Genomic DNA, 14,459 nt, shown 5'->3' with positions numbered 1-14,459 from the left:
CGCGCAGTAGATCCACGCCATGCGTGGATGGCCGGGCAGCGGAGAGGCTGCCGGGCAGGCCCGGTGCTACCGGTCAGGCGCCCACTGCTTGAGGAACGCCATCACGCGTGCGGTCTGCACGGTCTTGCCCTTGTGCATCGCTTCGCTGGGCTGTGGCGCCAGCAGCGTGCCGTCGGCATCGATCACCAGCAGGTGCGGGTGCTCGCCTTGCAGCGGCGGGAACTGGCCCAGGAAGGCCGCGTTCGGATTCTCGGCACTGTCGTTGACCTTGACCCACACGTAGTGGGCATCACGGAAGCGGCGCAGATCGCCATTGCCTTCCACGGCTTCATCCAGCGCATGGCAGGGCTCGCAGGCGGCGTTGCCCACTTCCAGGATGATCCGCTTGTTGCCGCGCTGGGCTTCGACCTTGGCCGTTTCCAGGTCGGCAACGGGGTCGCGGGCCGGGTCGAACTGCGCGCCAAGCCCGGCGATGGCGGCGATATCAGCCGCCGCCGGAGTGTTGCCCGAGGCCACCGGTTCGCTGGGGTCAGCGACCGGTGGCTCGGTGGGGCGGGTATCGAGGGGCTGCGTGGGTTCGGGGGCCGCGGGAGGTTGAGGCTGCGAACAGGCGCCGATCAGCGCCGCACACACCACTGCCACCACTGCACCACCGAACGTTGTACGCATGCCCACTACCCTCTCATTACTTCACGCCGTGCATCAGCTTGTTGATCAGCGGCGCGACCAGGAACAGGACCACACCCGAACCGATCAAGGCCCAGAACCCGAAGGTATACCCCTTCAGTGCCGATTCGACCGTCATGCCGCCTTCACCACTGACCGCGCCGGCGAAGATGCCCGACAGGTTGTTGCCGATGCCGGTGGACAGGAACCAGCCACCCATGCCGAAGCCGACCAGGCGTACCGGGGCCAGCTTGGTCACCATCGACAGGCCGATCGGCGACAGGCACAGCTCACCGACCGACTGGATGACATAGACCATGAACAGGGTCCAGAACGGGATCTTGCCGTCCACGACCATGGTCGACAGGGCGAACATCAGCAGTGCGAAGGCCGCGCCGTTGAACAGCAGGCCGAGGCCGAACTTGCGCGGGATGGACGGATTGGCGCGGCCCAGGGCCACCCAGATCCAGGCGATGATCGGCGCCAGGGTGATGATCGCCACCGAGTTGACCGACTGGAACCACGCGGTCGGGAAGGTCCACTCACCCAGCTGGCGGTTGACGATGTTCTCGGCCAGGAAGGTGAAGGAGCTGCCGGCCTGTTCGAAGAACATCCAGAACATGACGTTGAAGGCGAAGATGATCAGCATGGCGATCACGCGGTCGCGCTGCACCTTGCCCTCGCGGATGCCTTCCACCAGCAGCAGCACGGCCAGGGCGGCAAACATCACGCCGAGGATCCAGGCCAGCGCGGTGGCGCCGGTGGCGAGCAGGAAGTAAGCCACCGGAATGGCGAACAGCGAACCGACCAGCACCATGATGATGCGGCCGAAACCCTCAGCACCAGCCGGCGGTGCACCGATGCCCTTCAGGCCGGCACGACCGATGTAGAACCACACCAGCGAGATCAGCATGCCCACGCCGGAGGCAATGAACACGACCTTGTAGGAGGGCATTTCCGAGGTACCGAAGACCTTGCGGGCCAGGTACTCGGTCAGCACCGGGGCGATCATCGCGCCGATGTTGATGCCCATGTAAAAGATGGTGAAGCCCGAGTCGCGGCGTTCGTCCTTCAGGCCGTACAGCTTGCCGACCATGGTCGAGATGTTGGGCTTGAACAGACCGTTGCCGACGATGATCGTGGCCAGTCCAAGCTTGAAGATGTGCTCCTGCGGCAGCGAGATCATGAACAGGCCGACGGCCATGATGATCGCGCCGGTCAGGATCGAGCGCTGGTAACCCAGTACCCGGTCGGCCACGTAGCCGCCGAAGATCGCGGCGGCATACACCAGCGCCAGGTAGGCGCCGTAGATGCGGCTGGCGTCGCCTTCACCGGCGGCGTTGCCGTTGTAGAACTGGGCAACGATGTACAGCACCAACGCCCAGCGGATGCCGTAGAACGCAAAGCGCTCCCAGAACTCGGTCATGAACAGCATCCACAACGGGCGCGGGTGGCCCATCGTGGTGTTGAAGTCCGGCAGCGCCGGCTCTGGGGTGTTCGCAGTGGCGTTTACGCTCATGCGGAATTCCTGGTTCGGTGGATGGAGGCACGTCCGATGTGCGGTGAAGCAACGCGCGAGGATCACCGACTTCTGGCGTTCACGTCAAATACACGCCGTTTGAGGCAGGTCGCTGCCTGCTCGCTGAACTTGCATCTGAAACGATCCAGCCAGCCGTAAGCGGCCAAGCTGAATGGGGATCAGGCCAGATCCGGTGGGGGCGCGACCTGCAGCGTGGTGCGCACCTGGAACAATTCAGGGAAGAAGGTCAGCTCCAGCGCCTTGGCCAGGAAGCCCACGCCGGAGGAGCCGCCGGTGCCGCGCTTGAAGCCGATCACCCGCATCACCGTGCGCATGTGGCGGAACCGCCACAGCTGGAAGGCCGTTTCCAGGTCCACCAGGTCCTCGCACAGCGCGTACTCGCGCCAGTAGCGGTCAGTGTCCTGGTAGATGCGTTCGAAGACCGGCTGCAGTGCATCATCGGCCACATGCGGCTGGGTCCAGTCGTGCGCCTCGTACACCGCCGGCACGGCGTGGCCGAAGCGGGCCAGGTACTTCAGGAACTCCTCGTACAGGCTCGGCGCCTCCAGCACGGTGCGCAGCTGCGCCTGCCCGGCCGTGTCGTGCTCGAACACCTGCAGCATCTGCGCGTTCTTGTTGCCCAGCAGGAACTCGATGTAGCGGTACTGCAGCGACTGGAAGCCCGAGGACGGGCCCAGCACGTCGCGGAAGCCCATGTACTCGGACGGGGTCAGCGTTTCCAGCACCGACCATTGCTCGGTCAGCTGGCGCAGCACCTGCTTGCTGCGCGCCAGCACCTTGCGGCACTGCCAGACCTCGTCGCGCTGCAGGAAGGCGATCGCCGCACCCAGCTCGTGGCCCAGCAGCTTCAGCCACAGCTCGGAGGTCTGGTGCTGGATGATGAAGAGCATCTCGTCGTGATGCGGCGGATTGGACAGCGGCTGCTGCGCGCTGAGCAGCTGGTCCAGCCGCAGGTAGCCGCCGTAGGTCAGCCGCCCCTGCAGATCGGTGTGGATACCGGCTTCGAGATCGCGTTGGTTGTTGTCGACGGACATGGGCGGGACCAGATCGGGGGCGGCAAGGGTAGCGCGTTGCCGCCGCGCTGGCAGCCGCGATGACCGTACCGGGGCGTGCGGCGCGGCTGTGGAACGGCCGTTGCGCGTGGAACCGTTTGCGCCGTTCTACTGGCGCTCAGCCCAGGGCACGTTGTGATGCTTTGCAGCAATGGCTGAATACGTTGAAGTTATTGGCATCATGCACCTGGAAGGGGGTACAAAGGCCGGCAGGCCGTGCTGCGCCGCAGGAGAGCTTTTTCGTACGCATTCCTTAACATGGCGATTCATATCATTTGTAACTTCTCTGTCGAAGGTGCAGTACGCAATGACGGTTGCCGCTGAGTTCAAGATCGAATACCTGCAGTATCTGGACACGGACGGCACGCTCGTCCGCGATGATCTGCCCGAAGCCCTGCGCGACCCGCGCGCGTTGCTGCCGATGTTCAAGCAGATGCTGTTCGTGCGCGTGTTCGACGGCAAGTCGATCGCGCTGCAGCGCACCGGCAAGCTGGGCACCTACGCCGCCTGCCTCGGCCACGAAGCCGCGCATGTGGGCATCGGCGCCTCGATGCAGAAGGACGACGTGTTCGCACCGTCCTACCGCGAGTACGGCGCGATGTTCATGCGTGGCGTGCGCCCGCACGACGTGCTGATGTACTGGGGCGGCGACGAGCGCGGCAACGACTACGGCGGCAATGCGGCCAAGGACTTCCCGTTCTGCGTGCCGATTTCCACCCAGTGCCTGCACGCCGCAGGCGCTGCGCTGAAGTTCAAGCTCAACAAGGAACAGCAGATCGCGGTGGCCGTGTGCGGCGACGGCGGCAGCTCCAAGACCGACTTCTACGCTGCGCTGAATTCGGCCGGCGCCTACAAGCTGCCGCTGATCCTGTGCATCGTCAACAACGGCTGGGCCATCTCGGTCCCGCGTTCGGCCCAGACCGGTGCCGAGACGCTGGCACAGAAGGGCCTGGCCGGCGGCCTGCACTGCCTGCAGGTGGACGGCAACGATCTGATCGCGGTGATGGCCGCCATGCTGCAGGCGCGCGAACGTGCGCTGGCCGGCGACGGCGGCACCGTGCTGGAACTGATGACCTATCGCCTGTCCGACCACACCACTGCCGATGACGCGCGCCGCTACCGCGACGACGCCGAAGTGAAGGATGCCTGGCAGCGCGAGCCGATGCTGCGCCTGCGCAAGTACCTGACCAACGCCGGTGTGTGGAGCGAGGAAGAAGAAGCGGCCTGGACCGCCGAGTGCGGCAAGCGCGTGGACGAGGAAGTGAACCTGTACCTCAACACGCCGGTACAGCCGGTCGAGGCGATGTTCGATTTCCTCTATGCCGACCCGCCGCAGGACCTGCTGGCCCAGCGCGCCCAGGCGATCGCCCTGGAGCAGCGCCATGGATGAGATCAAGAACGGCGCGTCCAGCGCGCACACCAACGCCGCCGACAGCGCTGCCGTCGCGCGCGGAGAACAGAACATGACCGACACCCCGATCACCCTCATCGAAGCCATCACCCAGGCACTGGCCTGGGAGCTGGAGCACGACAAGTCGGTGCTGGTGCTGGGCGAAGACGTGGGCGTCAACGGCGGCGTGTTCCGCGCCACCGCCGGCCTGCAGCAGCGCTTCGGCGCCGACCGCATCCTCGACACCCCGCTGGATGAAACCACCATCGCCGGCCTCACCATCGGCCTGGCCGCACAGGGCATGAAGCCGGTGGCCGAAGCCCAGTTCGATGGCTTCATGTACCCGATGGTCGACCACATCATCTGCCACGCTGCGCGCCTGCGTTACCGCACCCGTGGCCGCCTGCACTGCCCGATGGTGCTGCGCGTGCCGTGGGGTGGTGGCATCCGTGCGCCGGAACACCACAGCGAAGCCAACGAAGCGATCTTCACCAACGTGCCGGGCCTGCGCGTGGTGCTGCCGTCCTCGCCGCAGCGCGCCTATGGCCTGCTGCTGGCCGCGATCCGCGAACCGGATCCGGTGATCTACATGGAGCCCAAGCGCATCTATCGCCAGTACAAGGAAGTGGTCGTCAACGACGGCGAAGCCTTGCCGCTGGACGTGTGCTTCGTGCTGCGCGATGGCACCGACGTGACCTTGGTGACCTGGGGCGCACAGGTGAAGGAAGCGCTGGAAGCGGCCGACAAGCTGGCCGGCGAAGGCATCAGTGCCGAAGTCATCGACGTGGCCACGCTGCGTCCGCTGGACTTCGCCACCATCGCCGAGTCGGTGGCCAAGACCGGCCGCTGCGTGATCGTGCAGGAAGCTCCGAAGACCGCGGGCTTCGGCGCGGAAATCGCCGCACGCCTGGCCGAGGAATCGCTGTACGACCTGCTGGCTCCGGTCGAGCGCGTTACCGGCTACGACACCCACATTCCGCTGTTCCGCCTGGAGATGAAGTATCTGCCGAGCGTGGAGCGGATCGTGGCGGCGGCCAAGCGCGCGGTGGCGGCAGGCTGACATGCGGGCCCGCCTTCTCGGGGCTTACCGCAGCCAGTATCCCAACCCGCTCCGGTTCCGCACCGGCCAGATCGTCGAAGTAGGCGTACGTGACGAGGAATGGCCGGCGTTTGCCTGGGTGCGCACCAGTGATGGGCGCGCCGGATGGGCACCGGTAGCGTGGTTGCAGCTGTTGGACGATGGTCGCGCAGAAGCCCTGCGCGACTATGACGCCCGCGAGCTGGATGTGGAGAACGGCGAGATGGTCAAGCTTCATCACGAACACGGCGGGTGGTGGTGGTCCGAGCGCGCCAATGGCGCGACGGGCTGGTTGCCTGCCCGCGAACTGGAACTGCTGGAAGAGAACTGCAAATGAGCCAGACCAAGAACTTCAACCTGCCCGACCTGGGCGAAGGCCTGCCGGACGCGACCATCGTCGAGTGGTTCGTCAAGGAAGGCGATGTGATCAAGCTGGATGAGCCGCTGGTCTCGATGGAGACCGCCAAGGCCGTCGTCGAAGTGCCCTCGCCGTTCTCCGGCACGGTGCTGAAGCTGTCCGGCGCTGCCGGCGACATCATCCCGACCGGCGCGGTGCTGGCCAGCTTCGCGCTGGACCCGAACCTGCCGCAGCGCGCTGACGGCCAGGACACCGGCCACAGCCACGGTCATGCCGCTCCGGCGGCTCCGGCCGCACCGACGCCGCCGCCGCTGCCGACCGCAGCCGCCCCGGTAGCTGCTGAAGAAGCCAAGCCGGCGGCCGCCGAGCGTGATGACGCCGGCACCGTGGTCGGCGCGATGCAGAGCTCCAACGCGGTGCATGCCGAACAGGCGCTGGCCGTTGGCGGCGTCAAGGCCGTACCGGCCGTGCGTGCCACCGCGCGCAAGCTGGGCGTGGACCTGAGCCGCGTGCGTGCCACCGGCACCGATGGCGCGGTGACCATGGCCGACGTCAAGCAGGCCGCTGCCGATGGCAGCGCGAAGATCGGCGCCGCACCGGTAGCGGTTGCTGCACCGGCTGCTGCCGCACCCGCTCCGGCGCAGGTGGCCGCGCCGGTACAGTCCGACGCACGCACCCCGCTGTCTGCCGCTGGCAAGCCGATGCGCACCCAGCCGCCGGGCGTGGTCGCCAAGGGCCAGCCGGAACCGCTGAAGGGCGTGCGCCGCAACATGGCCCGCGTCATGGCCGATGCGCACAGCAAGGTCGTGCCGACCACGCTGAACGACGACGCCGACATCCACGCCTGGCTGCCGGGCAACGACGTCACCGCGCGCCTGGTGCGCTCGATCGTGGTCGCCGCGCAGAAGGTGCCGGCGATGAACGCCTGGTTCGACGGTGAAGCGCTGACCCGCACCCTGCATGCGCAGGTGGACATCGGCATCGCCGTTGATACCGACGACGGCCTGTTCGTGCCGGCGCTGCGCAATGCCGACATGCTGGATGCCCGTGGCATCCGCGAAGGCGTGAACCGTCTGCGCGAGCAGGTGGAAGCGCGTTCGATCGCGGCGTCGGAACTGAGCGGCTACACCATCTCGCTGTCCAACTTCGGCATGTTCGCCGGCCGCTACGCGACCCCGGTCGTGGTGCCGCCGTGCGTGGCCATCGTCGGTGCCGGCCGTGCCCGCCACCAGATGACCCCAGTGATGGGCGGCGTGGAAGCGCACAAGGTGATCCCGCTGTCGGTGACGTTCGACCACCGTGCTGCTACGGGCGGTGAAGCGGCCCGCTTCCTGCGCGCGATGATGGACGATCTGGCGCTGGCCAGCTGATCGACCACCTGATCGGTGGGTGCCAACCGTTGGTTGGCACATGAACTGGAAAAACGCCGGGCATTGCCCGGCGTTTTTTGTGCGTCTTCATCCACGCATGGCGTGGATCTACTTCGCGCTGATCAATCGCGCGCGACCATGCCCTCGGCGCGGCTGTAGACACGCAGGCGGTGGCCATCGGGATCGACGCCGACGAAGGTGTGGCCGAACTCCAGCGTCACCGGCGCCTGCGCAATCTGCACACCGAGTGCGCGCCAGGCATCGTGCAGCTGCCGTACTTCATCAGGATTGGCGACCACCATCGCCAGCTCGGCTGCACCCGCCTCGGCGGTGACAGGCGGCTGCACGTCATCGCGTTGCCACAGGCCCAGCGCGGCGCCATCGCCGAGCAGGAACAGGGCGAAGCCGGGCGACTGCTCGACCGGCTGCTTGCCGAGGATGCCGCTATAGAACGTGGCGCTGGCGGCGACGTCGCGCACGTACTGCAGCAGGGTGCTGGGCTTGAACCTGGGGAACCTCCGTTGTTGGGAGCATCCATGGTGGCCCTGCCCTGCTGACAGTTCCTGTCAGCAGCCTCGAACTTGCTCGACGGCTGTTGCCCTGGCCCTGGTAGATGTCGAGCTTGCTCGACTGCTGTTGCCCTGGCTCTGGTAGATGTCGAGCTTGCTCGACTGCTGTTGCCCTGGCTCTGGTAGATGTCGAGCTTGCTCGACTGCTGTTGCCCTGGCTTTGGTAGATGTCGAGCTTGCTCGACTGCTGTTGCCCTGGCTCTGGTAGATGTCGAGCTTGCTCGACTGCTGTTGCCTTGGCTCTGGTAGATGTCGAGCTTGCTCGACTGCTCTCCGCGAAGAGCAAGAGCAGTCGAGCAAGCTCGACATCTACCAAGAGCAAAGAGCAAAAGCGTCGGGCAAGCTCGACATCTACCGAGAGCGGAGAGCAAAGATCAAAGGCGGTCGAGCAAGCTCGACCTCTACCAAAGCTAGTCCGTCACGAACGGTCCAGCCAATCCGGGGCAATGCCCTGCGCCTTCTGCCAGCGCCGCAGCAAGGTGGCACGCGGCACAAGATAGTGATCCGGCAGTGCGCGCACATGGCGGATGCGATCCAGGCGGAAATGGCGGAAGTCCTCGCGACCCTCACACCACGCCGCCAACATCGGCACTTCATCGAAGTAGCCCAGTGCGAACGGCCAGACCACGCGCTCGGTACGCCGTCCCTGTGCATCCTCATAGGCGAACTGCAGCCGCTGCTGCGTACCCACCGCTTCGCGCACGGTCTGCAGGCGCGCCGGGGGCACCTTGGCCGCTGTACGCGAAGGACCCACCCGCAGGCCGCTGTCACGCAGTGCTTCGCGGCGTGCCGCTGGCAGCACGTGGGCGATGCGTGCCAACGCATCACGCGCGGCCTCGGCCAGCGCCGGCTCGGTGCGTGCCGCTACCCAGCGCAGGCCCAGCACCAGCGCGTCGATTTCCGCCGGTGGCAAGGTCAGCGGCGGCAGCACGTCGCCCGGTTCCAGCTGGTAGCCAACACCGGCTTCCCCGCGCAGGTCGGCGCCCTGTTCGCGCAGCGTTTCGATATCGCGGTACAGCGTGCGCAGGCTGATGCCCAGCTCTTCGGCCAGCGCCTGCCCGGCCACCGGCCGGCGGTGGCGGCGCAGCACCTGCAGCAGCTGGGTCAGACGCAGCGCGCGCGACATCAGTCCACCAGGTCTTTCGAAGCCACCACGTGCTCGCCCGGTGCCGGCGCCAGTGCCGCGTTCACCAGCGCCCGCGCAATACGCGTGGCCGGGTTGATACGCCACGCTCGCGGCAGCACCGGCCGCAACGCACCAAGCACCTGCAGGGCGAACTGTTCGCCGCGGCGCGCCTGTGGGCGGTGGCCGCCGATCAGGCCCGGCCGGACCAGGGTCAGCGAAGCGAAGCCCAGCGCGCGCAGGTCGCGCTCCAGCTCGCCTTTTACCCGGCTGTAGAAGATGGCCGAACCCGGATTGGCCCCCGCCGCCGAATTCAGTACGAAGGCACGCGCGCCCTGGGTCCTGGCCAGGCGGGCGAAGGCGAGCGGGTAGTCGTGGTCGATCCGGTAGAAGGCCTCGCGGCTTCCCGCCAGGGCCATCGTGCTGCCCAGCGCGCAGACCACTGCATCCACCGGTGCCCAGCCCGGCGCATCCGGCAGCTGATCGAAGTCCAGCACCGGGGCGTGCAGTTTCGGGTCGCGCAGGTCCAGCGGCCGCCGGGTCGGGGCCACCACAGCGCGGCAGCGCGGGTCGTCCAGCAGCATCGGCAGGGCCAGCCCGCCCACCAGCCCCGTCGCCCCCAGCAACATCACACGCATACCCACCTCCACTGCGGCATCCTGTCGCCCATCCTATCGGTTCAAGCCACCGCCAGTTGCGCCGATATGCTGTGACCAGCCTCCCTGCCACCCCAGGATTCGTTCCATGACGGACCAGCCCGACCCCCGCCCTGCCCCCGGTACCGCCATCGGGCCGCCTGCGCGCGTGCGCGCGGTGGTCGATGACGGGCGCGGCGATCGGGTAGTGCTGCAGGGCGGCAGCGGCGTGGCATTGCAGCAGCTGTTCGCCGGAGCCGATGCACCCGAGCCGCTGCTGGCCGCCTTCGCCAATGGCATGGCCACCCTGCCCGGCGAGCTGGGCGACATGGGCGATCGCCTGCAGTCGGCGCAGGCCAGTGCCGATTGGCCGCGCTATGGCCGGGCGATGCGGCAGCTGATCGACAAGTACATCCGCACCATCGACCAGCATTCGCCCGATGGCCAGCCCGACAGCCTGCGCCTGTCCGAGCAGTTGCGGTTGCTGCTGGGCGGCGCGGTGGTGGCGCTGCTGCAGCACGATCCCGACCTGCGCGAGCAGGCCCAGGCACTGGCCGTACGCCTGCGCCAGTGGCAACCGGGCGCGGCACTGGAGCCGATCGAACAAGGTGCGCGCGAGTTGGGTCACCAGATCGGCGTGCGCGCCGAGAGCTGGCAGGAACAGCAGGCGTTGTTGCTTGAGTTGTTCGCACTGCTGCTGGAGAACGTCAGCGAGCTGCTGGATGACCGCAGCTGGCTGCAGGGCCAGATCGCAGCCGTGCGCCAGTTGCTGGCCGGGCCGCTGGAAGCCGAATCGGTCGAGCGCACCCGCGCCGAGCTGCGCGAAGTGATCTACAAGCAGGGCCTGCTGCGGCAGGGAATCGATGATTCGAAAGCAGCCATGCGTAGCCTGATGGGTGAGTTCATCGAGCGCATGGACGGCATGGCTGCCAGTACTGGTGAATACCACGACCGCATCGGCAGCTACGCGCTGCAGCTGCGCGAGGCGCGCAGCATCGCCGACCTCAACCACCTGCTGCAGGAAGTGATGCAGGACACCGGCAAGGTGCAGCAGCAGGCGGCGCAGGCACGTGATCACCTGGCCAGCGCACGGCAGGAGGTGGAACGCGCCGAGCAGCGCATCAACCAGCTGGAACAGGATCTGCGCGCGGCCGGCGATCTGGCGCGTATCGATCCGCTGACCCAGGCCCTGAACCGGCGTGGTCTGGACGAACTGCTGCAACGCGAACTGGCCCGCGCCGCCCGCAACAACTCGCCGTTGGGGCTGGCGGTGATCGATCTGGATGATTTCCACCAGACCAACGACGAACACGGCCACGCCGGCGGCGACGCGCTGCTGCAGCACCTGGTGTCGGTGTGCCGCCTGCTGCTGCGTGCCACCGATGGCATCGCCCGGCTGGGTGGCGACGAGTTCGTGCTGGTACTGCCGGAAACCCCCGGCGCGGACAGCATGGCCACGGTGCAGCGGCTGCAGCGTTCACTGGCGCATCGCGTGCTGACCGTGCAGGACCGGCGGGTACCGGTGCATTTCAGTGCCGGGCTTTCGCAATGGCAGCCGGGCGACGATGCCGATACGTTGCTGCGACGCGCCGATGACGCCCTGTATGTGGCCAAGCGCGAAGGCAAGAACCGGGTGCACGCCGGGTAGTTCGCGAGCAGGTGCCAACCTTGGTTGGCACGCGCGGCAAACAAACCGCCGACCTAGGTCGGCCTCTACCGGACAAGGCACCGGAAACCGCTTGGTAGGTGCCAACCTTGGTTGGCACGCGCGGCAAACAACCCGCCGACCAAGGTCGGCCCCTACCGGGCAAGGAGCTGGCGCTATTTGCCGCGCAGCTTCTGCACGCCGGTCACCACCGCCAGCACGATCGCACCGGCAATGATGCCGACCACCATGTTGCCCATCGCGTTGACCAGCCAGCCCCACTGGCCTTCACCGCCCAGCGCCTGCACCGCGTGGTGCAGCGCCGGTACGTTGTGCACCAGGATGCCGCCGCCGACCAGGAACATCGCCGCGGTACCGGCCACCGACAGGAACTTCATCAGCCATGGTGCCGACACCAGCAGACCACGGCCGACCGCCGCCAGCGCCGCGCCCTTGCGCGACAGGTACAGGCCCAGGTCGTCCAGCTTGACGATGCCGGCGACCAGCCCATAGACGAACACGGTCATCGCCAGCGCAATCACCACCAGGGTGCTGACCTGGTTGATGAACGACGCCGTGGCGACCACACCCAGCGACAGCACGATGATTTCGGCCGAGAGGATGAAGTCGGTGCGGATCGCGCCCTTCACCTTGTCCTTCTCCCACGCGACCATGTCCACCTGCGCATCGGCCAGCGCCTTGCGCCGCTCAGCCTGGTGTTCGGCGTCCTCGTCGGCGGAATGCAGGAAACGGTGCGCCAGCTTCTCCACGCCCTCGAAGCACAGGAAGGCACCGCCGATCATCATCAGCGGCACGATCAGCGGTACGTTCCAGCCACGGCTGTGCAACCAGGCTTCCAATGCGCTGATCGCCAGCGCAGCCGGCACCAGGATCACCTTGTTCACCAGCGAGCCCTTGGCCACCGCCCACACCACCGGCAGTTCGCGGTTGGCATTGACGCCGGTCACCTGCTGCGCGTTCAGCGCCAGGTCGTCGCCCAGCACGCCGGCGGTCTTCTTGGCGGCGACCTTGGTCAGCACCGAGACGTCGTCGAGCAGGGAGGCGATATCGTCGAGCAGGGCAAACAGGCTGGCACCGGCCATGGGGGATCCAGTAAAGGGAATGAGCGGATTCTGACCGATCCTGCGCCGCCTGCGGTAGCGGGTTCACCGCGCGCCTACCGGCGCGCAGGGACACTGGCAGCGTATTCCGATCCCGCCGGGCATGGCCCGGCGCTACCCGGCCGCCAGAACACGGCCGCCGGGGCGTCGCTTTCGAGGAGTTCTGTTTGAGCAAGCCGCCCGCCGCCACAGGCAATCCCCCGCTGATCCGGGGCATGAACCGGCGCAGCCAGATCCTGCGCCTGTTGATGCGCTACCGCCATTCCGGCGTGTTCTCCGGCATGAACCTTGACGCTGCCGGCAGTCACACCGATGTGCCCCCCGACGGCAATCCCGAGCAGTTCGTCAGTGACCTGGAAGCGCTGGGGCCAACCTTCGTCAAGCTCGGGCAGATGCTGTCCACCCGCCCGGACATGGTACCGGTGGAGTTCGCCACCGCGCTGGAGCGGATGCAGGAGAAGGTCGCCGAGATCCCGGTGGAACGCATTCATGCCATCGTCGAACAGGAACTGGGCGCGCCGGTGAACAAGCTGTTCGCCGCATTCGACCCACAACCGCTGGGCTGCGCGTCGATCGCCCAGGTGCATCGCGCGGTGCTGCATGACGGCCGCGAGGTCGCGGTGAAAGTGCAGAAGCCGGAAGTGGCCGCGCAGCTGCGTTCGGATCTGGAAGTGCTGCGCAGCTTCGCCCTGGCCGCCGACCATCTGACCCAGATCGGTCGCCGCGTGCGCCTGCGCGACTGGCTCAACGAGTTCTCCAAGACCCTGATGCAGGAGCTGGACTACCACGCCGAGGCCGAGAACCTGTCGCGCTTCGGCCGTCATCTGAAGCCGTTCCGGCGCCTGTGGATTCCGCAGCCGCTGTGGGACTACTGCAGTCATCGCGTGCTGACCATGGAACTGGCCAGCGGCGTACGCGTGGATGCCATTCCCGATGTGCGCCGTACCGAACAGGCGATGGACCCGCTGGCGGCGGCGCTGATCCGCGGCTATCTGGACCAGATCTTCGTGCACGGCGAGATCCATGCCGATCCGCACCCGGGCAATCTGCGGGTACTGCCCGATGGGCGCCTGGCGATCTTCGATCTGGGCATGGTCGCGCACATGCCGCCGCGCCTGCGCGAGCGGCTGCTGAAGATCCTGTTCGCCGCCGTCGATGGCCGTGGCGAGGAAGTGGCCGACGACCTGATCAGCATCAGCACCCGGCTGGAGGCGTTCGATGAAGAGCGTTACCTGCGCGAGACCGGCCAGCTGATCGCACGCTATGCGGCCAGCGCGAATTTCTCCGAAGGACGTGTGGTGCTGGACATGGTGCGCATCGCCACCTCGTCCGGATTGCGTACGCCGCCGGAGCTGAGCCTGCTCGGCAAGGCGCTGCTCAATCTTGAAACCGTATGCCGTCTGCTGGCACCGGACCTGGATACGCGGCGCATCGTCGAGCGCCAGTTGCAGCACGTGATGCGCGCGCGCCTGAAGAAATCCCTGTCGGCCGCCAACCTGGCCAGCGAAGCCATGGAGGTGCAGCAACTGCTGCGCGACGGACCGCGCAAGCTCTCGGACATCATGGCGCTGCTGGCCGAGAACCGCCTGCAGATGAAGGTGACCGGGCTGGAAGAGTCGCGGCTGATGGAGAACCTGCAGAAGATCGCCAACCGTGTTGCGGCCGGCATCATCAGCGCAGCGTTGATCATGGCGGCGGCGATGATGATGAAGATCGATACCGGCTGGCATGTGCTCGGCTATCCCGCCATCGCCTTGGTGCTGCTGTTGATCGGCGTGGTGCTTGGGCTGGGCATCGTGACCAGCGCATTGCTGTTCGATCGGCGTGCGCGTTCGCGCGAGGAACGTGGACATCGATAGCGTTGATGCATTGTCGTATCCACGCGTGTGGTGAATCTACGAAAACAGCGCAT

At 66.8% G+C, this 14,459-nt stretch carries 13 protein-coding genes; 6 read left to right on the top strand and 7 right to left on the bottom strand.

Going from position 1 to position 14,459, the window contains the following annotated elements; genetic code table 11:
• Nucleotides 1–66: 66 nt before the first annotated feature.
• The 3 genes from HFK18_RS06450 to HFK18_RS06440 form a co-directional block, all read right to left on the bottom strand.
• On the bottom strand, nucleotides 67–669 hold the full coding sequence (locus HFK18_RS06450; RefSeq protein WP_180165200.1) for a thioredoxin family protein: 603 nt from the start codon (nucleotides 667–669) through the stop codon (nucleotides 67–69).
• A gap of 16 nt (nucleotides 670–685) precedes the next feature.
• Nucleotides 686–2,185 carry an oligopeptide:H+ symporter gene (locus HFK18_RS06445; RefSeq protein WP_100553839.1) on the bottom strand — a complete coding sequence of 500 codons (1,500 nt, stop codon included), beginning with the start codon at nucleotides 2,183–2,185 and terminating at the stop codon, nucleotides 686–688.
• 179 nt (nucleotides 2,186–2,364) lie between these two features.
• Nucleotides 2,365–3,240 carry a tryptophan 2,3-dioxygenase family protein gene (locus HFK18_RS06440; protein ID WP_180165198.1) on the bottom strand — a complete coding sequence of 292 codons (876 nt, stop codon included), beginning with the start codon at nucleotides 3,238–3,240 and terminating at the stop codon, nucleotides 2,365–2,367.
• Nucleotides 3,241–3,565: 325 nt separating this feature from the next.
• On the opposite strand from HFK18_RS06440, the gene pdhA reads away from it, so the two are divergent.
• Genes pdhA through HFK18_RS06420 form a run of 4 tightly spaced genes read left to right on the top strand, consistent with a single transcriptional unit; the run spans nucleotide 3,566 to nucleotide 7,454 of the window.
• Nucleotides 3,566–4,648, top strand: coding sequence for a pyruvate dehydrogenase (acetyl-transferring) E1 component subunit alpha (pdhA, locus tag HFK18_RS06435; protein WP_089237414.1), 1,083 nt, complete (start codon nucleotides 3,566–3,568; stop codon nucleotides 4,646–4,648).
• Entirely contained in the window at nucleotides 4,641–5,708 is a 1,068-nt protein-coding gene (locus tag HFK18_RS06430; protein WP_089237416.1) for an alpha-ketoacid dehydrogenase subunit beta, read from the top strand. Before pdhA ends, HFK18_RS06430 begins: the two co-directional genes overlap by 8 nt.
• 1 nt (nucleotide 5,709) lies before the next feature.
• Entirely contained in the window at nucleotides 5,710–6,063 is a 354-nt protein-coding gene (locus tag HFK18_RS06425) for an SH3 domain-containing protein (RefSeq protein ID WP_025874583.1), read from the top strand.
• Nucleotides 6,060–7,454: a dihydrolipoamide acetyltransferase family protein gene (locus HFK18_RS06420; RefSeq protein ID WP_180165196.1), complete on the top strand. Its 1,395-nt coding sequence runs from the start codon at nucleotides 6,060–6,062 to the stop codon at nucleotides 7,452–7,454. The genes HFK18_RS06425 and HFK18_RS06420 overlap by 4 nt, the downstream gene beginning before the upstream one ends.
• Nucleotides 7,455–7,576: 122 nt before the next feature.
• On the opposite strand, the gene HFK18_RS06415 is transcribed toward HFK18_RS06420, so the two are convergent.
• From HFK18_RS06415 to HFK18_RS06405, 3 genes are all read right to left on the bottom strand, one after another.
• Nucleotides 7,577–7,942, bottom strand: a complete 366-nt coding sequence (locus tag HFK18_RS06415; RefSeq protein WP_257216098.1) for a VOC family protein — start codon at nucleotides 7,940–7,942, stop codon at nucleotides 7,577–7,579.
• Nucleotides 7,943–8,441: 499 nt separating this feature from the next.
• A complete protein-coding gene (locus HFK18_RS06410) occupies nucleotides 8,442–9,149 on the bottom strand; it encodes a YafY family protein (RefSeq protein ID WP_180165194.1) in 708 nt (235 codons plus the stop codon).
• Nucleotides 9,149–9,784: an NAD-dependent dehydratase gene (locus tag HFK18_RS06405; RefSeq protein ID WP_180165192.1), complete on the bottom strand. Its 636-nt coding sequence runs from the start codon at nucleotides 9,782–9,784 to the stop codon at nucleotides 9,149–9,151. The genes HFK18_RS06410 and HFK18_RS06405 overlap by 1 nt, the downstream gene beginning before the upstream one ends.
• Before the next feature lie 106 nt (nucleotides 9,785–9,890).
• Here HFK18_RS06405 and HFK18_RS06400 point away from each other — a divergent pair, with 106 nt between their 5' ends.
• Complete coding sequence (locus tag HFK18_RS06400) at nucleotides 9,891–11,429, top strand: GGDEF domain-containing protein (RefSeq protein ID WP_180165190.1); 1,539 nt, start codon at nucleotides 9,891–9,893, stop codon at nucleotides 11,427–11,429.
• Between the two features lie 173 nt (nucleotides 11,430–11,602).
• Here HFK18_RS06400 and HFK18_RS06395 read toward each other — a convergent pair whose 3' ends face one another.
• Nucleotides 11,603–12,529, bottom strand: a complete 927-nt coding sequence (locus tag HFK18_RS06395) for a DUF808 domain-containing protein (protein WP_100553846.1) — start codon at nucleotides 12,527–12,529, stop codon at nucleotides 11,603–11,605.
• Nucleotides 12,530–12,762: 233 nt separating this feature from the next.
• Between HFK18_RS06395 and HFK18_RS06390 the strand changes: the two genes are divergently transcribed.
• Entirely contained in the window at nucleotides 12,763–14,406 is a 1,644-nt protein-coding gene (locus HFK18_RS06390; protein WP_230112444.1) for an AarF/UbiB family protein, read from the top strand.
• Nucleotides 14,407–14,459: the final 53 nt, after the last annotated feature.

Source organism: Stenotrophomonas sp. SbOxS2, from assembly GCF_013416715.1.
GTDB lineage: Bacteria > Pseudomonadota > Gammaproteobacteria > Xanthomonadales > Xanthomonadaceae > Stenotrophomonas > Stenotrophomonas lactitubi.
This window is presented reverse-complemented; position numbering and strand designations above follow the sequence as displayed.